General features: G+C 62.8%; 14 protein-coding genes. 1 reads left to right on the top strand and 13 read right to left on the bottom strand.

Annotated elements, in window-relative coordinates; all coding sequences use genetic code 11:
- Window positions 1–9 precede the first annotated feature (9 nt).
- From JAB6_RS11510 to leuS, 13 genes are all read right to left on the bottom strand, one after another.
- A complete protein-coding gene (locus JAB6_RS11510) occupies window positions 10–2,934 on the bottom strand; it encodes a YjbH domain-containing protein (protein WP_083292685.1) in 2,925 nt (974 codons plus the stop codon).
- A 380-nt stretch (window positions 2,935–3,314) separates the two neighbouring features.
- Window positions 3,315–4,019, bottom strand: a complete 705-nt coding sequence (locus tag JAB6_RS11505) for a DUF4197 domain-containing protein (RefSeq protein WP_070302880.1) — start codon at window positions 4,017–4,019, stop codon at window positions 3,315–3,317.
- A 181-nt stretch (window positions 4,020–4,200) separates the two neighbouring features.
- A complete protein-coding gene (locus tag JAB6_RS11500; protein ID WP_034747643.1) occupies window positions 4,201–5,790 on the bottom strand; it encodes an SEL1-like repeat protein in 1,590 nt (529 codons plus the stop codon).
- A gap of 2 nt (window positions 5,791–5,792) precedes the next feature.
- The gene (locus JAB6_RS11495; RefSeq protein WP_034745758.1) at window positions 5,793–7,997 is read right to left on the bottom strand and encodes an EAL domain-containing protein; all 2,205 of its coding nucleotides are present in this window, start codon (window positions 7,995–7,997) and stop codon (window positions 5,793–5,795) included.
- A gap of 5 nt (window positions 7,998–8,002) precedes the next feature.
- Complete coding sequence (locus JAB6_RS11490) at window positions 8,003–10,165, bottom strand: HDOD domain-containing protein (protein WP_070302879.1); 2,163 nt, start codon at window positions 10,163–10,165, stop codon at window positions 8,003–8,005.
- 203 nt (window positions 10,166–10,368) lie between these two features.
- Window positions 10,369–11,649, bottom strand: a complete 1,281-nt coding sequence (locus JAB6_RS11485; protein WP_198511227.1) for a multidrug effflux MFS transporter — start codon at window positions 11,647–11,649, stop codon at window positions 10,369–10,371.
- Between the two features lie 74 nt (window positions 11,650–11,723).
- Window positions 11,724–12,896: a class I SAM-dependent RNA methyltransferase gene (locus JAB6_RS11480; RefSeq protein ID WP_034745750.1), complete on the bottom strand. Its 1,173-nt coding sequence runs from the start codon at window positions 12,894–12,896 to the stop codon at window positions 11,724–11,726.
- Between the two features lie 186 nt (window positions 12,897–13,082).
- Window positions 13,083–13,700: a 2-hydroxychromene-2-carboxylate isomerase gene (locus JAB6_RS11475; RefSeq protein WP_070302878.1), complete on the bottom strand. Its 618-nt coding sequence runs from the start codon at window positions 13,698–13,700 to the stop codon at window positions 13,083–13,085.
- A gap of 10 nt (window positions 13,701–13,710) precedes the next feature.
- Window positions 13,711–14,148 (bottom strand): CopD family protein, encoded by a 438-nt coding sequence (locus tag JAB6_RS11470; protein WP_070302877.1) that lies wholly within the window; start codon window positions 14,146–14,148, stop codon window positions 13,711–13,713.
- A 68-nt stretch (window positions 14,149–14,216) separates the two neighbouring features.
- A complete protein-coding gene (locus tag JAB6_RS11465) occupies window positions 14,217–15,488 on the bottom strand; it encodes a glutamate-5-semialdehyde dehydrogenase (RefSeq protein ID WP_070302876.1) in 1,272 nt (423 codons plus the stop codon).
- 17 nt (window positions 15,489–15,505) lie between these two features.
- Window positions 15,506–16,522, bottom strand: coding sequence for a DNA polymerase III subunit delta (holA, locus tag JAB6_RS11460; RefSeq protein ID WP_034745739.1), 1,017 nt, complete (start codon window positions 16,520–16,522; stop codon window positions 15,506–15,508).
- A gap of 10 nt (window positions 16,523–16,532) precedes the next feature.
- A complete protein-coding gene (gene lptE / locus JAB6_RS11455) occupies window positions 16,533–17,132 on the bottom strand; it encodes an LPS assembly lipoprotein LptE (protein ID WP_046684470.1) in 600 nt (199 codons plus the stop codon).
- Between the two features lie 2 nt (window positions 17,133–17,134).
- Window positions 17,135–19,774 (bottom strand): leucine--tRNA ligase, encoded by a 2,640-nt coding sequence (gene leuS / locus JAB6_RS11450; protein ID WP_034745733.1) that lies wholly within the window; start codon window positions 19,772–19,774, stop codon window positions 17,135–17,137.
- 132 nt (window positions 19,775–19,906) lie between these two features.
- Here leuS and JAB6_RS11445 point away from each other — a divergent pair, with 132 nt between their 5' ends.
- On the top strand, window positions 19,907–20,695 hold the full coding sequence (locus tag JAB6_RS11445) for a helix-turn-helix domain-containing protein (RefSeq protein ID WP_254671591.1): 789 nt from the start codon (window positions 19,907–19,909) through the stop codon (window positions 20,693–20,695).
- Window positions 20,696–20,752 lie beyond the last annotated feature (57 nt).

Here is a 20,752-nt window from a genome sequence, read left to right as displayed (position 1 = left end):
TATGCGCTTTTAATACTTGCCCTGCCAAGTCACGCTGATTTCTTTCGGTCCGGGATTGATCGACAGGCCCGATTTGCTCTGGTCGCGCTGCGCGTGCCACAGCCAGCTGCCCATGGCGTAACCGAGGATGCCGCCGGCGACCGTATCCGAGACCCAGTGCTTGCGGCCAAACACGCGGCCGGCGGAACCCACGGCGGCCACACTGTACAGCCATGGCGCATCGTATTCCTTGGCAAATGGCGTCACGGCGGCAAAACCGATGGCGGCATGCGCGGAAGGGAACGAGGAATTCGAGCGGGAATTGCCGCTGCCGACGCGGCTCCACGCTCCGCGGTCTTCCTCTGGGCGGGCGCGGCCAAACGCATACTTGCCGGCCACCGCCAGGCCCGTTGCTGCGGCAACCGATTGCAGGGAAATGAGTCCCGTATTTTGCATGCGATCATCGCCCAAAGCGAAAGCAGCGGCAGCGGCGCCCACTGCCGCGTAGGGCATGGCTTTGCCCAGCTTGTCCCAGTTGCGGTAGACCTTGGAATCTTCATGTTTCTTGACGAAACGGTCGACAGGTTTGTCGGCCAGCGCGGAAGCCACGACCACGCCGCCGATCAGGGCCGTCGCCTTGACCCACTCGGCCGGTTGCGGCAAGGCGGAAGACGATTGCTCCAGGCGTGCGCGGAAAGCCGGCCATGGGCTGACAAACGGACGGTCCGGCGGATTGACTGCTGGCAAGTGCTGTTCGTCCGGGCGCTCGGCAAAGTTGCCCAGGCCATCGTAGCTGTGCATGTCGGCGCGCGGACGCTCGAACATGTCGTACAGGTCGCCGGGCGAGGCCACCATCTGCCCCACGTCGCGCGTCCATGGCGAGATGGCGAAGCCGGCCGTCGATTGCGTATCCATCGGCAACATGCTGTTCAGCGGCACGGACAGGAAAATACCACGGTCCTGGTACGGCTTCGATGGCGTACCGGGGCTGGTGATATCGTTGCCGTTCGTATGCGTGTACCAGGCGCCGACTTCGATGCCGGACTGGAAGCGGCGCTTGAATTCCATGCGCACGCCCGTGTCCTTGGCCAGGAAGCGGCCGGCGCGCGCCGTCACGGTAATATCGTGCGGCAAGCGGTAATGCAGCGAGCCGATCGCCGTCACTGTCTTGTAGTCGCGCGAGTCGAGCAAGCCCTTGAATCCACGCTGTTGCAAGGCATCGACGGCCACGTCGGCAGCCCAGCGGCTGTCTTTCGGCAGGTACAGCACCTGGCCGCCCACACCGCGGAACATGTCTTCATACAGGCCGGCCGACATGCGGGTATACACGCGTTCGGCCGGATTGTTGTATTTGTTCAGCAAGACGCGGCTCAGCGAGAAACGCCCGCCGCGTAAATATTCAGCAATATCGGTACGCACGTGCGGCAAATTGCTGTTCGATGGCTGCTTGACGCCCGATACCGTTTCCAGCAACTGCAAGCTGGCGGCGCTATTCAGGTACAAGCCATCGCCCAGACGGCGGTCGTAGTTGGCCACGGCCGAAATCGAATAGCGGAAGGCGCCGCTCGGGTCATTGAAGAAGAAGCCAACCTTGGGAGCGATCTTGAAACGGTTCGCCTCGCGGTCCAGCGACTTGATCTGCACCACGTCGCCATCGACGCCGACACCGACGGCCAGCTTGCCATCGTCCTTGAGGACGTTGGCGGCCTGGGCGGGCGGTGGCGCGGAAACAGCGGGAGCCGGCGTGGTGGCAGGCGCGGGCGCTGCGGCAATTGCCGGTGCGGGCGCAGGTGCTGGCGCGGCGGCAACGACGGGCGCCGGCTTGTCGAGGAACTCCTGCAGCCAGCCTTGCTGGTCATCCCGGATGACATCGCTTTTCTCGGGATAGCGCAGCAGCACGACATCGAGAAATGCCTTGCGGTCGATCTTGCCTGCCAAATAGTCGTTCAGTTTTGGCAAATCAAAGAATTCGTAGGTGGCGATTGGCTGGTCCAGCTTGGTATACGTGATGCGCAGGGTCGTCACACCCTTTGGCGTGAAGGCGACAGCCGTGCGCGCGGCACGGCCGACGGCGCGGCCCATGTTCGAAATACGGCTATTGGTCAGGCTCAGGCTCAGGACATTGCCCTCTTGCTCGACACGGATGTTCTTGTAGTCCTGTTTTACCAGGGCATTGACCAGGTCGGCGCCATACACGGGGTCGCGGTGCCATTCTTCCTTGCTCGGCAGCGGTGGCGGATTCTTGTCGTCGACGAAATACGGCGGCTCGTACACCTTGGGGATGAACTCGCGCTCGCCAAATGGAATGCTGATAAAGGCGTTCACGCTGAACTGGTCGCGGCTGCGGGCTGCTTGCAGGGCAAGCCAGCCCCAGCGATATTCCAGGCCCACGGAAGCGCCCTTGCGGCGCGTGTCCGCCCCGGTCTCGATGGCGCGGATATCGCGCTGATAATTCGTCGCGTCATATTCGGCCACCATCGACCAGCGCGGCAATGCCTTTGGCGTCCAGCGCATGCCGGCAAACACGCCATCCGGGCGTCTATGGGCATAGCCGAGGCTCGCTTCGATATTCTTGCTGGCACCAAAAGTCTTGGTGGCAACCACATATTGCCCCTTGAACAGCTCAGTACCGAACATATCCGTCATGCCGACAGCGACGGACGGCATCCACTCCGTCTCCGTCCACAGGCGTAATTTCCCATCGACAACCTTATCTTTATAGCGGCCGTATCCTTTGCCATATTCCGGATCACTGCTACCAAACGCCGGAATGCCCGTTATCGACACATAACGTCCCGTCATTTGCAGGAAAGGCAGGATATTCGCCGTGGCCCATAGCTGGCCATAGGGGCTGTCGTAGCTGTAGCCGACGCTGAAGGTGCCGTCCGTTTCCACCACGGCGCTGGGCATATTGATGTAACCGGATTGACCACCATGATTCGGGGTCGCAGCCATCACCGAAGGCGCGCCAAGCATCAGACAGCCACACCAGGTATATTTGATTGATTTTCTGAGTACGCTTAACAAATCCGGCTACCTAAAATATCCTGCACCTGGAATTCCTGACAATATATTCAGAAAATCAATGAGCTTGGGGAAACGTGAATAAAACGAAAAAAGGCCAACTGACGGGCATCTCGCAATGCCACGCATCAGTTCGCCGCTAAAACTGGGCACTCCCTGGCAATTGATCGTTGCTTAACCATGCCTCAGGAATGTATATCGCAGAATTTTAACATTGTTTTCTTGTAGCAAATGCTTAACTTGTTTCCCTTGCGCCACACCTGTCAACACCGCGCAAACGCTGTCCGCAACCCGCCATCACGCTTGAACCGTCACTTCAAACTGCCAAACACCTTGCCGATTATCTTGCTGCCATATGCGAGCGGATTGCTGCGGATGGCTTTTTCTTCCTCGCCGATCATCAGGTACAGACCGTCAAGCGCGCGGTCCGTGACATAGCCTTCCACCGTCGATTGCTGCTGCGGCACGAGTCCCGTCTTGCCGATCTGGCTCATGGTGCTGTTGTATTTGCTGGCCAGGCCGGAACGGTCGGTGACGGATTTCACGATGGGCAGGAATTTGACGGCTAGGGGAGCGGATGTTTTCTGGCGGAAGAAATCCGTGACGGAAGTATCGCCACCGGACAGGATATTTTTCGCATCGCTCACGCTCATCGACTTGACCGCATCGAGCAGCAAGGGCTTGGCCATGGGCACGGCCGACTCGGCGGCACGGTTCATCGACACCACCAGATCGTCCAGCTGCTGGCCGCGGCCCGTCATTTTCAGCAAGGGCTTGGCTTGCTCGAGGATGCCGGGCAGCTTGATTTTGACCTTGTCGTTGTTCAGGAAACCATTCTCGACACCCAGTTTCGATACGGCGGCGGCGGAACCGGCTTCCAGCGCCGCTTTCAAGCCATTGCTGGCATCCTGGTTGCTGAGGACATCGAGGGGGCCGGCGGCACCTGCGCCGGACGACAGCAGCGCCAGCGCACACAGCATGGCGGCTGGACGGCCAGGGAAAGGGTTCAGGCGCATGGTTTTCCTTTTCTAAAGAATATACAGACCACCTTCTTCTGGAACCTTAGCACATCAAAACTGCAAATACCGCAGCAATTTTGTGCGTCTGGGGGAAACAAGGGGTGCCACAGATGGCGAAGGGAAAGGACTATACAGCACCTGCTGTTGTATCCGCGCACGCTAACGCGGGCGGCAAGGCTCAGCCTGCTATCGCCGCCAGCTGTTCGCGCACCCGCGCCAGATCCGTCTCGCGCATGCGCGCCGCCGTCTGGCGCAAGGATTTTTCAGCGCCGGCCACGCCGGCCGCCACGGCCATCGACAGCCAGATATACGCCTGCTGCAAATCGAGCGGACCGCCCTGGCCGCTGGCCGCCATCAAGCCCAGATTCATCTGCGCCCGCGCATGGCCCTGGCGCGCAGCCAGCGCATACCAGTCCCAGGCGGCGGCATAATCCTGCGGCACGTCCTGGCCATTGTCATGGCGCAGCCCCAGCGCGAACTGGGCCAGGCTGTGGCCCTGCGCGGCGGCGCGGCAGTAACAGGCGCAAGCCTGCTGACTGTCGGGCGCCGGGCCATCGTCGCGGTCGTGCAAGACGCCCTGCATGTATTGCGCCGGCGCGTAATCTTGATCCGCGGCGCGCCGGTACCACTCCAGCGCCAGCGCCAGATCCTGCGGCACGCCCTGGCCATGTTCGTAACGCAGGCCCAGGTCGAACTGCGCCCGTACATGCCCCTGGTCGGCCGCCTTGCGGTACCAGAAGATGGCTTCCTGCGCATCGGCGGGCATGCCCTGACCATGCTCATGCAAGAGCCCCAGCTGATACTGGGCGGCGGGAAAACCCTGCTCTGCCGCCTGGCGGTAGAACGCTTGCGCCTGCGCGTAATCGTGGGCGCCGTGTTCATGGTGCAGGCCCAGGTTGTGCTGTGCCGCCGCATGGCCCAGTCCCGCCGCCTTGACATACCACTCCAGCGCCGCCTGCTTATCGCAGGGCACGCCCTGGCCATTGTCGTAGATCAGGCCCAGGTTGAACTGCGAACTGGCGTGGCCCTGCTCGGCCGCGCGCCGGTACCAGGCGATCGCCTGCCGGCTGTCCTGCGGCAGCACGTCGCCATTTTCATAGCGCAGCGCCAGGTTGAACTGGGCCGGCGCATAGCCCTGTTCTGCCGCCTTGCGCATCCAGGCCGTCGCCTGCTGGCGATCCTGGCGCACGCCCTGGCCATTGTCGTAACGCAGGCCCAGGTTGAACTGCGCGCGCGCATAGCCCTGCTCGGCCGCCTTGCGGTACCAGGCGATCGCTTGCACGAAGTCCTGCGGCACGCCCTTGCCATTGTCATACATCATGCCCAGATTGTTTTGCGCACCGGCGTCGCCCTGTTCCGCCGCGCGGCTGAACCACAGCATGGCTTGTCCGCTGTCTTGCGCGAGTCCCTGGCCCTTGGCGTACAGCCAGCCCAGGTTGTACTGCGCCGCCGCGTAACCCTGCTCGGCCGCCTGCTGGTACCAGTGCGCCGCCTGCGCAAAATCCTGCGGCACGCCCTGGCCCTTCTGGCACATCACGCCCAGGTTGTATTGCGCATGCTCGAGTCCCTGCGCGGCAGCCAGGCCATACCAGTGCAGCGCCTGCGCATAGCTTTGCTCGATGCCCTGGCCATTGAAATACATGAAGCCCAGGCTGTGCTGGGCGTTTGCATTGCCCTTCTCGGCCAGACCTTTCAGACGCAGATAATCAGCTGTGTAATGAGCAGCTGTGGAATGAGCGGCCGTGGAGCGGGGATCGGCAAGCGACACGATCAAGCCTCGATGGTCAGCGTCTGGGACGGCGCGGGGGCGGCATCGGCGATCAGACGGTTCTGCTCCTGCAGCACGCCGATGAAGCTGCCCAGCGAAATGGGCCGATGGTACAAGTAGCCCTGCATCGTGGTACAGCCCTTGTCCTGCAGGTAGCGCGCCTGCCCTTCCGTCTCCACGCCCTCGGCGATCAGGTGCAGGCCCAGGCCGCGCGCGATCGAGATGATGGCCAGGATGACGGGATAGTGTCCGTGCTCGTCGTGGATTTCCTTCACAAACGACTGGTCGATCTTGATCGTGTGGATGGGGAAGCGGTGCAGGTACGACAGCGAGGAGTAGCCAGTGCCGAAATCATCGATGGCCACCGACACGCCCAGCTGGCACAGCTTGTTCAACTGCTCGATCGCATACTGCGGGTTGCGGATGCAGATGTTTTCCGTGATCTCCACTTCGATCTTTTCCGGCGCGATGCCATAGCGCGTCAGCGCGCCACGCATCTTCTCGAAGAAGTCGCCCCGGTCCAGGTATTGCGGCGACAAATTGAGCGACAAGCGCACGGCTTCGCCGCCGGCCGCGTTCCACTGCACCAGGTCGCGGCACAGCGCGCCCAGCATCCAGTCCGAGATCGGCAGCATCAAGCCGTTTTCCTCGGCAAACGGCAAGAATTCGCCGGCCGTCAGCAAGCCGCGCTGCGGGTGGTTCCAGCGCATCAGGCCTTCGGCGCCGACGATGCGGCCCGTCATCACGTCCACCTGCGGCTGGTAATACATCTCCAGCTGGTTCAGCTCCAGCGCCTTGCGCAAGCTTTGCTCGAGCGCGATCTTCTGGTGCGACACGTCGAGCATGGACTCGTGATAAAAACTGTGGCCGTTCTTGCCCAGCGCCTTGACCTGGTACATGGCGATGTCGGCATGGCGCAGCAGCTCGTCGATGGTCTCGCCGTCGCCCGGATAGATGGCGATGCCGATCGAGGCCGAGATATGCACCTGGTTGCCATCGAGGTCGAACGGCTGGTGCAGGCATTCGAGGAATTTGTCGGCGATCAGGCGCGCATCCTGGCGGTCGCGCAGTTCCGGCAGCACGATGGTGAATTCATCGCCGCCCTGGCGCGCCAGCGTATCGCCGCGGCGCAGACAATCCTTCAGGCGCAGCGCCACCTGCTGCAGCAATTCGTCGCCCTTCACGTGGCCCAGGGTATCGTTGACCAGCTTGAAGCGGTCGAGGTCGATGAACATCACGGCCAGTTCCGTCAGCTTGCGCCGCGCCTGGATCACGGCCAGCCCCAGGCGGTCCTTGAACAGCATGCGGTTCGGCAGGTCCGTCAGGATGTCGTGATAAGCCTGGTAGGAGATGACTTCCTCGGCGCGCTTGCGGTCGGTGATGTCGCGCGCCACGCCGTAGGTGCCGAAGTACTCCTGCTTTTTCGCTTCCTGATCGTGGCTGTGCATGCCGATCGAATTGAGCGGAATCGTCATCAAGGTGTTGTTGAAGGTGCGGTCGCTGCCAGTGCCGCTATGGCACTTCAGGCGCAGTTCCACATTGCGCGAGGCGCGTTCGTCGAGGCGACGCTCATTGAAAGCATAGCGCGCCCGCTCCTGGTCTTCATCGTGCACGAGGATCGAGTAATGGCTGCCGATCAGCTCTTCGCGGCTAAAGCCCAGCAACTGGTGCACCCTGTCGTTGATGAAGGTGATGCGGCCTTCGTGGTTCAAGGTATAGATGATGTCGGGCGAGCTGTCGACCAGGTAGCGGTACATCTTTTCCGAGTTTTCCAGCTGCAGCGCGATGCGCTCGTTTTCCAGCGCCAGCTTGCGCTTTTGCAGCGCGTTCTCCACCGTCTTGAGCAGCTCTTCACGGCTGTAGGGCTTGCGCAGATAATCGTAGGCGCCACGTTTCAGGGCACCGATGGCCGCCTCGATGCCGACGTCGCCGCTCATGACGATCACGTCGCCTTCGATGCCGCGCCGGTTGATGTGGTCCATGATTTCATGGCCGCTCATGTCGGGCAGGCGCAAGTCGAGCAGGATCAGGTCGAAGCGCAGTTTCGACAACTGCGCCAGCGCCTCGCTGCCGCAGGTGGCCGTGTGCAGCTGGTAGCCGCGGTCCTTCAGCAATTCGTGGAGGGAGGCGAGCAAACGGGGCTCGTCGTCGACCAGCAGGATGCGCGGGCTGTTTTCCAGGTCAAACGGAATGGCGGAGGAGTTCATGGACGTTACGAAGACAAGGCGGTATTGCCGGGCGCGGGCAGCGCGGCTGCAGCGCTCGCCGGCAAGGGAATGGGCAGTAGAATTTCAAACGAGGTGCCGGACTTGCTGCTGCGGCAGCCGATCACGCCATGCAGGCGCGTGACCAGGTCATGCACGATGGACAGGCCCAGACCGTGATGCGCGCCTTCCTTGCTGCTGCGCACAGGCGAGAACAGATTGGCCAGCACTTCCGGCGCCAGGCCGGCGCCATTGTCGCTGACGCACAGTTCCAGGTACAGGCGGCGGTCGCGGTTGACGTGGCCACGGTTCGCCACTTCGATGCGCCCGCCATCGGGCAAGGCTTCGACGGCGTTTTTCAGCAGATTGAGCAGGATTTGCTTGAGCATGTCGGCATCGGCCTCCACCTCGCATGGCGCATCCTGCATGCGCGTGACCACCTCGATCTTCGGCGGCAGGAAATCGGTAGCGCGGAACAGGCGCAGCACATCGTCGACGACGCGCGCGCAATCGGTCACGCCGCTGGCCGCTGCCGGCTGCAGATCGGCCAGGCCGCCGATCAACTGGCCGACCCGGTCGATTTCCTCGTTCAGGATCGCCATTTCGCCCGACACCGGTTCCTGCTTTTCCAGCTTGTGATCGAGCACGCTCAGGTAGTTCTTGATGATGGACAGCGGGTTGTTCACTTCATGCACGACGCGGCGCGACGCGGCGCGGTATTCCTCGGCCACGTGATCGAGCTGGCGCCGCGCCAGCCCGCGCGCGCTGAAGGCCGTTTCCAGCGCCGTGGCGGCCTGGTTGGCATACGCGCGCAAAAAACCTTCGCGCTTCTGGCAAGCGGGAATCTGCCACGCCGCCACGCCGCCAATAAGCACGCCGAGGCTGCGCTGGCCCGCCACGAGCGGCACGCAAACCAGGCTGTCGGTACCGAGAATGCGGAACAGCTGCTCTTCGACGATGCCCAGCGCCGGCATGTCGCGTTTCAGGAACGCCAGCTGGCACTCGAGCGCGGAGGCAGCCAAAGGCCCGCCCTTGGCCAACGGGATCGAGAAGCCGGCCAGGCGCTGCTGATGCTCGCCCGCCGCCACGCCGACGAGCGCATGGCCGGTGGCGTTTTGCAGCAGGATGACGGCGGTGTCGAAATCGAACAGGATGCGCGCCGAGCGCGTGATGGCTTCGAGCAGGCTGCTCTCGCCCTGCTGCCGGGCGAAGGTCTGCCCCACTTCGGACACCAGCACCATATTGCGCACTTCGTCGGACAGGCGCCGCTGCACCGGATCGACGGATGGCGGCGCATACGCGGGCGGCGTGGCGATATCGTCCGCGCCGGCCAGGTCGATGCCCAAGTGCTGGGCGGCCTGCTCTACCTGGCGCGCGACGCTGCCGGCCAGGTCGTCCAGTGTCTCGACGTCCAGCGCACACAGGCTTGCCGCCTGCGTGATGGACTCGGCCTCGTCCGCATCGTCCGCATGGCAGCACAACAGGTGCGCCAGACGCACGATGCGGATCAGGGGATGGCTCGCTTCCAGGCGCGCCAGCGGTTCATGGTGATACAGCACGCTGTCGGCCAGGAAGGAATCGAGATGCCAGCGTTCGATCAGCCAGGCCCCCGCTTCCGCATGCGTGATCTGCAAGGTGCGCTGCTCCACCGCGCACAGGGCGGCATCGTCGCGCGCCGTGAAATTGAAGGCGTATTCCTTCGGCGCCGTGGCCAGCAAGGCCAGCCGGCCCACGTTGTGCAGCAAGCCGGCCAGATACGCTTCCTCGGCGTGCGGATAGGCCATGGCCTTGGCCAGCGCGCGCGCCATGACGGCGGCCGACAGCGAACTTTTCCAGAAGGCGCGCAAATCCGTGCTGCCGGAATGAGGGAAGCTGTTGAAGGTCTGGAAGACAGATTCGCTGATGACCAGGGTCTTGATCATGTCCGTGCCGAGCGAGACGAGCGATTGCTCCAGGCTGACGACCTTGCTCTGGCGATGGTAGGCCGAGCTGTTGGCCACGCCGAGTATCTTGCTGGTCATGCCCGCATCCTTGGCGATCAGGGCGGCCAGCTCCGGCATGCCGGCATCGTCGGCCTGCAGGTGGGCGATCAGCTTGAGGAGGATCTGCGGCATGGCCGGCAGGCGGGCAATCAGCAGGCGATTGCGTATATCTTGATCAGATTGATGCATCGTATCAGGCATTGCCGGTTCGAAAAGGATGAGCGCTCAGCAGCGAAGCGCGGCCACGTTCAGAAGAATCCTCCACTCCTGTAAGCAAAAAATGTGTTGCCTGAGAGGATGCCGGGAAAGCAGTCATCTTATCATAAGCGCCGGATATTACTTGCAATATAGAAAATTAAGTTGAAATAAATCCAGCCTTCTACAGTGGAAACTTATGCCTTGAAGGAACCCAGCAAACGGTGGCGGAAGCGCCGCGATATCAGCCACAGGGCCAGCGCCAGCCCCGTAAACGCCAACTGGCCCGACGCCAGCCACAGCACGGAACCGGACAGCAGCGGCGAGATCACGCCAGCCACCACGGCGCCCAGCAAGGTGCTGGCAAACGACTGGCACGAGGCCACCGTGCCACGGATATGCGGGAACAGGTCAAGCGCCAGCAGGGTCGCGCCCGGCCCCACCAGCGACATGCCGAAGGTGTAGAAGAACAGGGGCAACACCGACCAGGGCAACGATGGCGGCAGGAACAGGTGATACACGACATTGACGCTGGCGGCGCACAGCAGGAAGGCAAAGCCGATGCCGATCTGGCGCGCGAACGTGACCTTGCCGGCGATGCGGTTGGCCGCCGCGGCGCCCATGAAAATCCCGCTCACGCAGGGAATGAACAGCCAGGCGAATTGCGATGGTCCCAGGCCCAGCTGCTTGGGCAGCATTTCCGGCGCGGCCGTGATGAACAGGAACAGGCCCGCGAAATTGAGGGCGACGATGCCCGCCTTGATGTGGAACAGGGGCGAGCGCAGGATCTGGCCATAGCTCGACGCGAGGAAACGCGGATTGAACGGCTGGCGCTTGGCCAAAGGCAGGGTTTCGGGCAAGCGCCAGTAGCAGAACGCCAGCAGCACCACCGTGTAAAAGGCGAGGAACAGGAAGATCGAGCGCCAGTCGAACCAGATGACGATCCAGCCGCCGAGAATCGGCGCCACGGCCGGGGCGATGGAAAAGATCATCGTCACCAGCGACAGCAGCCGCGCCGCCGCCGCATCGGCATACAGGTCGCGGATGATGGCGCGGCTGATCACCACGCCGGCGCCGGCCGAGACGCCCTGCATGATGCGGAAGAACCACAGGTAGTGCACCGTGTGCGCCGAAGCGCAGCCCAGCGAGCCGATGGCAAACATCAGCAGGGACACGAGGATGACGTTGCGCCGGCCAAAGGTGTCCGAGATTGCGCCATGCCACAGCACCATGCCGGCAAAGGCCAGCATGTAGAACGTCAGCGACTGCTGCACTTCCAGCGGCGACGCCTGCAGCGAACCCTGGATCGCGCCAAACGCGGGCAGATACGTATCGATCGACAGGGGGCCCAGCATCGACAGCCCGGCCAGCATCATCGCCAGCGCGCCGCGGCTCAGCGGCGCCATGTGGCTCGGCGTGGGAGGCGGAACGGGGGTAACCGGGTCTGGCGGCACATCGGCCGGAGGGGTGGGAAACATGGCGGATCCAAAGTGGCGCGCGGACCTGCATTGGCCCGCGCGCGGGGTTACTGCGGGTGTCTTGCGGTGAATGCTTACTGCTGTGGCTTCGGTTTCGCTTCTTCGCGGCGGTTATAGCCTGCGACCATATCAAAGCGGAACAAACGGCATTCCAGCGCACCGTTGAAGAATGGCGTTTTGCGCGCTTCCTTCAGGCGCAGCAGCTTGGGCAAGCCCAGGTCGGCCGTGAACAGGAACACGGTCCAGCCGGCGAAACGCTGCTTCAGGGTCGTGCCCATGGCCGAGTAGAAGGACGTCGACAGTTCATCTTCCGGGATGGTGCTGTCGCCGCGCACGCCGATACGCTCGCCGTACGGCGGGTTGGTCAGCATGATGCCCGGCACGTCGCTTGGCGGCTTGACTTCCTGCGCCTCGATCTGTTTCAAGGGCACCTCGAAGCGCACGCCGGCGCAACGCAGGTTGTGGCGCGTCATGGCGACCATGTCGCCCGAGATATCGCTGCCGAAAATCGTCGGTTCGGCTGGCAGCGGATTGACCTTGATGGCGTTTTTCATGGCATTCCACGGCGCGGGGTCGAAGTCGTGGAAGTTTTCAAACGCGAACTGGCGCGACGCGCCCGGTGGAATCCCCTGCAGCATCTGCGCCGCTTCGGCAAGGATGGTGCCGGAACCGCACATCGGGTCGAACAGCACCATGCCAGGCTTCCAGCCCGACACGCGCAGCAGGCCGGCGGCCAGGTTTTCGCGCAGCGGCGCGTCGCCCGTCTCTTCGCGCCAGCCGCGCTTGAACAGGGCTTCGCCCGAGGTGTCGAGGTAGACGGTAAACGTGTGTGCGTCGAGGAAGCCGACGATGCGCATGTCCGGCGTCTTGGTGTTGACCGAAGGACGTTCGTTGAACTGGTCGCGGAAGCGGTCGCAGATCGCATCCTTGATTTTCAGTGTCGTGAATTCCAGGCTGCGCAGCGGCGATTTGACGGCCGTGACATCGACGCGGATCGTGTGGTGCACGCCGAACCAGTCTTCCCAGGATTGCGCCAGGGTCAGGTCATAGATGTCGTTTTCCGTCTTGTAGCCGGAATGGGCCATGCGCATCAGCACGCGCGAAGCGATGCGCGAATGCAGGTTGATGCGATAGGAATCGAGCAGGTCGCCCGAGCAGTGTACGCCGCCCGGTACCTGGTTGTGGACCTTCATGGTCGCACTATCCTGGGCGATCTCGCCCAGTTCCTCGGCCAGCGCCGCTTCCATGCCGCGCGGGCATGGGCAAAAATATGAAGCCATAATGAGGATACCTTTTATCCGTTGAAAAACAATTAACTAAAAATCCTGCATATCACGTAGGTCGGCTTAGCCCGCCAGGGCGTAAGCCGACATGCGCTGCCGACTGAGCTTGTCGGATTACGCGCGGGGCGCTAATCCGACCTACATCCCTATCTATTTTGCATCCAGCGCGCGCTCGACGAAATCGAGACGGTCCTGGCCCCAGTAGCCTTCGCCATCGACGATGTACCACGGCGAGCCAAAGATATTGGCGGCGGTGGCCGCTTCCGTATTCGCGTCGTATTCCGCCTGCACGCTGGCCGTTTCCGACGTTTTCAGCAACTGGCGGCCATCGAAACCGGCATCGAGCGCGATCTGCACCAGGGTTTCCTCGTCGCCGATGTTGCGCTCTTCGGCCCACAGGCCGCGCATGATGGCGTGCGCCAGGTTCAGCGAGGCTTCCACGCCGTGCGCCAGGCGCGTGGCGATGATCAGCTTGGCCGACGCTTCCGGCGACACGGGAAAGAACTTTGGCTGCAGGGTCAATGGCACTTGCAAAAAGGCGGACCAGCGCGCCAGTTCGGCCAGGCGGTAGGCCTGGCGCTGCGGCGCGCGCTTGGCCAGCGGCAGGCCGCCCGAGACGCTGAAGACCTTGCCCAGGTCGAAGGGACGCACGTCGATCTGTGCGCCCGTCTTCGCGGCGATGGCCATCAGGCGCGCGTGGCCCAAATAGGTCCATGGCGAGTGGGGGGCGAAGAAATACTGCACGACTTTGTTCTGGCTTGCACTCATCTCGACTCCCTTAGAAAGGCTTGACCACGACCAGCACGACGACGGCCAGCAGCATCACCACCGGCACTTCATTAAACCAGCGGAACCAGGTGTGGCTGCGCTTGTTAAGACCTTTTTCAAACTTGCGCAGGATGGAACCGCAGGCGTGGTGATAGCCAAGCAGCAGCACCACGAACGTCAGCTTGGCGTGCATCCAGCCCGGCATCTTCATGCGGCCTTCGCCCCCGCCGTACAGCATCCACATCAGGGCCAGCCCCAGCACCATCGCCGGCAGCGCCAGCAACGACATGAAGCGGTACAGCTTGCGCGCCATCAGCAGCAGGCGCTCGGTGGCCACCGTTTCCGTCTCCATCGCCAGGTTCACGAAGATGCGCGGCAGGTAAAACAGGCCGGCGAACCAGGATATGACGAAGATGATGTGGAAGGCTTTGGTCCAGAGAAAGAGCATGGGGTTCCCAGTGTCGGAGGTGGAGAGAAACAGAGCACGGGCCGCCTTGTGGGCCGCCCGCGAGGAGACTACTTGCGGACTTCGCCGTGGCCGAATACCACGTACTTGAGCGAGGTCAGGCCTTCCAGGCCCACCGGACCGCGCGCGTGCAGCTTGTCGTTCGAGATGCCGATCTCGGCACCCAGGCCATACTCAAAACCGTCGGCGAAACGCGTCGACGCGTTCACCATCACCGAGGCGGAATCGACTTCGCGCAGGAAGCGCAGCGCATCGCTGTAGTCTTCCGTGATGATCGATTCCGTGTGCTTCGATGAATACTGGTTGATGTGGTCCATCGCCTCGTCGATACCGTCGACCACCTTCACCGACAGGATGGCCGCCAGGTATTCGGTGGACCAGTCTTCCTCGGTGGCAGGCACCAGGTGCGGATAAGCGGCGGCGGCCAGGATCGCATGGCTTTCCGGATCGGCGCGCAGTTCCACCTGCTTGGTCAGGTACAGTTCGGCCAGTTGCGGCAGCACGGTGGCGGCGATGGCGCGCGACACCAACAGGGTTTCCATGGTGTTGCAGGTGCCGTAGCGGTGGCATTTCGCGTTGAAGCCGATATCGATCGCCTTCCTGATATCGGCCTTGGCGTCGATGTAGACGTGGCAGATGCCGTCGAGGTGCTTGATCATCGGTACCGTAGCTTCTTCCATCAGGCGCGCGATCAGGCCTTTGCCGCCGCGCGGCACGATGACGTCAACGTACTGCGGCATGGTGATCAGGGCGCCGACGGCGGCACGGTCTGTGGTGTCGATGACTTGCACGGCATCGGCCGGCAGGCCTGCTCCCTGCAGGCCTTCGGCCACCAGCTTGGCCAGCGCGCGGTTGCAGTGGATCGCTTCCGAGCCGCCGCGCAAGATCGTCGCGTTGCCGCTCTTGATGCACAGGCCGGCCGCGTCCACCGTCACGTTCGGACGCGCTTCATAGATGATGCCGATAACGCCCAGCGGCACGCGCATCTGGCCCACCTGGATGCCTGTCGGGCGGAATTTCATGTTCGAGATTTCACCGATCGGATCGGCCAGCGACACGATCTGCGTCAAACCTTCGACCATGGTGGCAATGGCCGCATCGGACAGGGTCAGGCGGTCGAGCATGGCCGGCGCCAGGCCGGCGGCAGCGGCCGCATCGAGATCGCGCTGGTTGGCCGCGCGCAGCAGATCGGCATCGCGCACGATGGCGGCGGCGATCAGGCTCAAGGCGTGGTTGCGCGTGGCGCTGTCGGCACGCGCCATGGCGCGCGAAGCGGCGCGCGCGCGCGTGCCCACGTCCTGCATATATTCTGTGATGTCCATGCTCGTATCCATAAAAGTTAACCTCGGGCGATCTTCAGGCCCAGCTGCAGCATGGCGTCCCAGGCATCGCCCGCGTAGCCCTTGGCGCGCAAGCCCTTGATCATCTTGTCCACCTGCGCCGCCTGCTGCAGCGCCGCTTCCAGCACGGGCAGCGAAATGCGCCGCAGGGCCGGTTCCATCATCCGCTCGCGCGGACCCCAGATGCGGTACTCCTTCAGCAGCGCGCCCAATGGACGCCCTTGCGCCATGCCGGCCTTCAATTTTAACAGCGTGCGGATTTCCTCGGAGACGGCCCACAAGACCAGCGGCAGCGCCTCGCCCTCGCCTTTCAAGCCTTCGAGCATGCGCACCAGGCGCGCCGGGTCGCCGGCCAGCATGGCTTCGGACAGCTTGAAGACATCGTAGCGGGCCACGTTCAGCACCGCGTCCTGCACTTGTTCGTACGTCAGCTTGCCAGCGGCATGCAGCAAGCCCAGTTTCTGGATTTCCTGGTGCGCCGCCAGCAAGTTGCCTTCCACCCGTTCGGCGATGAAGTCGATGCTGGCCCGTTCGGCGCTTTGCCCCTGCGCGGCCAGGCGCTGCGATATCCATGCCGGCAACTGCGCCCGTTCCACATTCGGAATGTCGATATACACGGCCGCCTGCTGCAGGCTGGCGACCCAGGCCGCCTTCTGCGTGGCCCAGTCCAGCTTGGGCAAGGTGATCAGGGTCAGATTATCGGGACTGAGGTTTTTGGCGTAGCTTTGCAGCGCCGCGCCGCCATCCTTGCCCGGCTTGCCGGTGGGGATGCGCAGCTCGATCAGTTTTTTATCGCCGAACAGCGACAGCTCCTGGTTCGCCGCCAGCAGTTCGCCCCACTTGAAGCTGCGCTCCACCGTCAGCACGTCGCGCTCGGAAAACCCTTGCGCGCGCGCCGCGCGGCGGATCTTGTCGGCCGCTTCCAGCGCCAGCAGGTGTTCGTCGCTGGTGATCACATACAGCTGCGCCAGCGGCTTGGCCACATGCCCATCGAGCGCGTCTATCCGCAATTGCATGGCGTCCCCGTTACTGCTGCGGGGCTGCCGGCGCGACCGGCGTCACGGGCGCCACTGGCGCCACCGACATGGCCGGCAGCACCGGCTTGATGGCGGCCAGGCGGCGCATGATCTGTTGCACCAGGTCGTTGCGCATGTCGCGGTACAGCGCCGCTTCCTCGGTTTCCTTGGCCAGCACCTGCCTGTCGTCGAAGGTGATAGGACGCACCAGGCTGATGGTCGTCGGCGCCAGCAGCTGGTTGCCGGCCTTGTCCAATACGCGGAAATTGATCGCATAGCCAAGTTGGTACTCTTGTACGCGACCGCTGGTATTCAGGGACAAAATGGTCTTGGTACGATTCCTCTCCGGATCGGTGAGCACCTCGAGGACGGCGTCGGCGCCATCCTTGGTATTGACCACCTCCGTGCTGCCAATGGCGCGGATATAGCGTTTCAGACCGATCGCCAGCGGCGACGAGTCGGGCAAGCCGATGTACATCGTCGCGAACGGCAGCATGAAACTGCCGTTCGAACCGCGCAAATGAAAGCCGCAGGCCGACAGCAAAACGGTCAGGCCCAACGCCAGCACGGCGCGGCGGCCCAACAGCGATACTTGAGAGGAAGTCGTCATGATTACACCACGATGCTGATTAACTTGCCTGGCACGACGATGATCTTCTTCGGCGTGGTCTCGACGTACTTCTGCACACTTTCGCACGCCAGCGCGGCCGCTTCGATGCTGGCCTTGTCCGCATCCTTGGCAACCGTGATCGAGCCACGCAGCTTGCCGTTCACCTGGATCATCATCTCGATCTCGGACTGTTCCAATGCGGCCGGGTCGACCTGCGGCCATGCCACGTTGAGCAGATCGCCGTGCACGCCAGCGTAGCCCAGTTCCTGCCACAGCACGTGGGTGATGTGCGGCGCGACAGGGTTAAGCAGGCGCAGGAAGATGGAGAAGCCTTCGGCGATCAGCGCCTTCGACTGCGCGCTGTCATCGAGCTTCGCCGATTCCAGCGTATTGAGCATCTTCATGCAGGCCGACACCACGGTGTTGTACTGGATGCGCTTCAAGTCGTAATCGGCTTGCTGCAGCAGCTTGTGCAATTCGCGGCGCAGGTTTTTCTGCGCGTCGCCCGTGGCCGGTGCGGCACCGCCAGCCAGTGCGGCCTGGATCGTGGCCGACTGCGCGTAACCGAAGTTCCACACGCGGCGCAGGAAGCGGTTAGCGCCTTCGACGCCGCTGCCCGACCATTCCAGCGTCTGTTCCGGCGGCGAAGCGAACATGGTGAACAGGCGGGCCGTGTCGGCGCCGTACTGCTCGATCTGCGCTTGCGGGTCGATACCGTTGTTCTTCGACTTCGACATTTTTTCCGTGCCGCCGATTTCCACCGGCTGGCCGTCGGCCACCAGGACGGCGCTTTGCGGACGGCCCTTGTCATCAAGCGACAGGCGCACGTCGTCCGGGTTGAACCAGGTGGTCTTGCCCGCCGCGTCCTTGCGGAAGTAGGTTTCGTTGAGCACCATGCCCTGCGTCAGCAGGTTGACGAATGGCTCGTCGAACTTGACCAGGCCGAAGTCGCGCATGATCTTGGTCCAGAAGCGCGCGTACAGCAAGTGCATGACGGCGTGTTCGATGCCGCCGATGTACTGGTCCATCGGCATCCAGTAATCGTTGCGCGCGTCGACCATGGCGTCGTTCGAGCCTGGCGAGGTATAGCGCATGTAGTACCACGACGAATCGACGAAGGTATCCATGGTGTCCGTCTCGCGGCGCGCCGGCTTGCCGCACTGCGGGCAGTCGCACTGCAAAAAGGCTTCATATTTGTTCAGCGGATTGCCCGTGCCGTCCGGCACGCAGTCTTCCGGCAGCACTACCGGCAGATCTTTTTCCGGCACCGGTACCACGCCGCAATCGGCGCAATGGATCATCGGGATCGGCGTGCCCCAGTAGCGCTGGCGCGAAATGCCCCAGTCGCGCAGGCGGAACGTGGTTTTCTTTTCGCCCAGGCCCAGTTCGGCCAGGTCGGCCGCCACCGCATCGACGGCGGAAGCGAAATGCAGGCCGTCGTATTTGCCGGAAGCGACGCAGACGCCGTCCTTGCTGCCATACGATTCCTGCCAGGCATCCGTCGAAAATTCCTGGCCCTTGACTTCGATCACTTGCTTGATCGGCAGATTGTATTTCTTGGCAAAGCCGAAATCGCGTTCGTCGTGCGCCGGCACGCCCATCACGGCGCCATCGCCGTAGGTGATCAGGACGTAGTTGCCGACCCAGACTTCCACTTGCGCACCCGTCAACGGATGGGTGACGAACAGGCCGGTCGGCATGCCCTTCTTCTCCATCGTTGCCATGTCCGCTTCGATCACGGAACCGAGCTTGCATTCGGCGTTGAAGGCCGCCAGCGCAGGATTGCTTTGCGCGGCGTGGATGGCCAGCGGGTGCTCGGCGGCCACGGCGCAGAAGGTCACGCCCATGACGGTGTCAGGACGCGTGGTAAACACATACAGCTTGCCGTCGCCGATCAGGGCGCCTTCGGCATCCGCGATTGTGTGCGGGAAGGCGAAGCGCACGCCCGTCGACTTGCCGATCCAGTTGGTCTGCATGGTGCGCACGCGCTCGGGCCAGCCCGGCAGCTTGTCATCCACATAGGCCAGCAATTCTTCCGCGTAATCGGTGATACGCGCGTAGTACATGGGGATTTCGCGCTTTTCGATCAGCGCGCCAGAACGCCAGCCCTTGCCATCGACTACTTGTTCGTTGGCAAGCACGGTCTGGTCGATCGGATCCCAGTTCACGGTACCGGTCTTCTTGTAGATGATGCCTTTTTCCAGCATCTTGAGGAACATCCACTGGTTCCATTTGTAGTATTCGGGCTTGCAGGCGGTCATTTCGCGCGACCAGTCGATGGCCAGGCCCATCGATTCCATCTGCTGCTTCATGTGGGCGATGTTCGAGTACGTCCATTGCGCGGGCGGCACGTTGTTGGCCATGGCCGCGTTTTCCGCCGGCATGCCGAACGCATCCCAGCCCATCGGCATGAGCACGTTGTAGCCGTTCATGCGCAGGTAGCGGTACATCACGTCATTGATCGTATAGTTGCGCACGTGACCCATGTGCAGCTTGCCCGAAGGGTAAGGCAGCATCGAGCAGGCAAAATACTTGCCTTTTGGGAAACGCGGGTCGTGTTCGACGGCTTTATAGGCGTCGATCGCCTTCCAGTGCGATTGGGCGGCTTGTTCGACGTCGGCGGGACTATATTTATCTTGCATGATGTGCGGCCAATAGTGGATATGAACCGAGCATTATACTGGTTGTCGCCGCCCGATAGCGCGGCGCGCTGGCGGCCCGGGCGCGCATATTTTGGCCGGCGCACAATTATGCTGTGTAAGATATACGCAATCTTGTTCTTTGCATCAAAGCCGGCCATGATCGTCTACCAGGAATATCCGCCCATCCCCGCCCTGCGGCCCTGGCTGGAGTGCGTCTGGACGTGCCGCGTGCAGACGGGCGCCACGCCCTTCACGCACCAGGTCTTGCCCGACAATTGCATCGACATCCTGTGCCAGGACCAGCAGGACGCCAGCTTTGCCGTCGGCATGATGACGGCGCCCATTGCCGTCGTCAGCCAGGGCCTCGTGCAGACGGTGGCGGCCCGCTTCAAACCGGGCGCGGCGGCACGCTTCTTCCAGCTGCCCTTGTGTGAACTCAACGATGGCCGCACGGGATTGCAGCAGCTGTGGGGCCGCGAGCTGGCGGCGCGCCTCGGTGACGCGCTATGGAGCGAGCCTTTGAGCAACGTGCAACGAGTTTCCATTTTGCAAGAATATTTGCTGCTGCGCTTGCGCACCGCGCCGCCACGGCGCCAGGCTGGCGCGGCCGACCACGCGATCGCGGCCATCGAGGCGGCATCGGGTCAGGTGCGCGTGGATGGCCTGGCGCGGCAGCTGGGCGTGTCGCGCCAGCACCTGGCGCTGCAATTTCGCCAGCAAGTGGGCATCAGCCCGAAGCTGTTTGCCCGCATCTGCCGCTTTCGCGCGGCCAGCCAGGGCATGCAAAGCCTGGCGGGCCAGCAGGACTGGGCGCAAGTGGCCTTGCAATATGGCTATTTCGACCAGTCGCACCTGATCCACGACTTCCAGGATTTCGCCCGTAGTTCGCCCGAAGCGTGGCTGGCGGGCCGGCGCACTTGAATACCTTCCATTTTTACAATCACGCGCCGCGCGCCGGTGGCATGATGACCGTATTCT

It is taken from the genome of Janthinobacterium sp. HH104 (assembly GCF_001758715.1).
Classification (GTDB): Bacteria; Pseudomonadota; Gammaproteobacteria; order Burkholderiales; family Burkholderiaceae_D; genus Janthinobacterium; species Janthinobacterium aestuarii.
The sequence above is the reverse complement of the archived record's forward strand: the minus strand, read 5'-3'. Positions and strand labels throughout refer to the sequence as shown.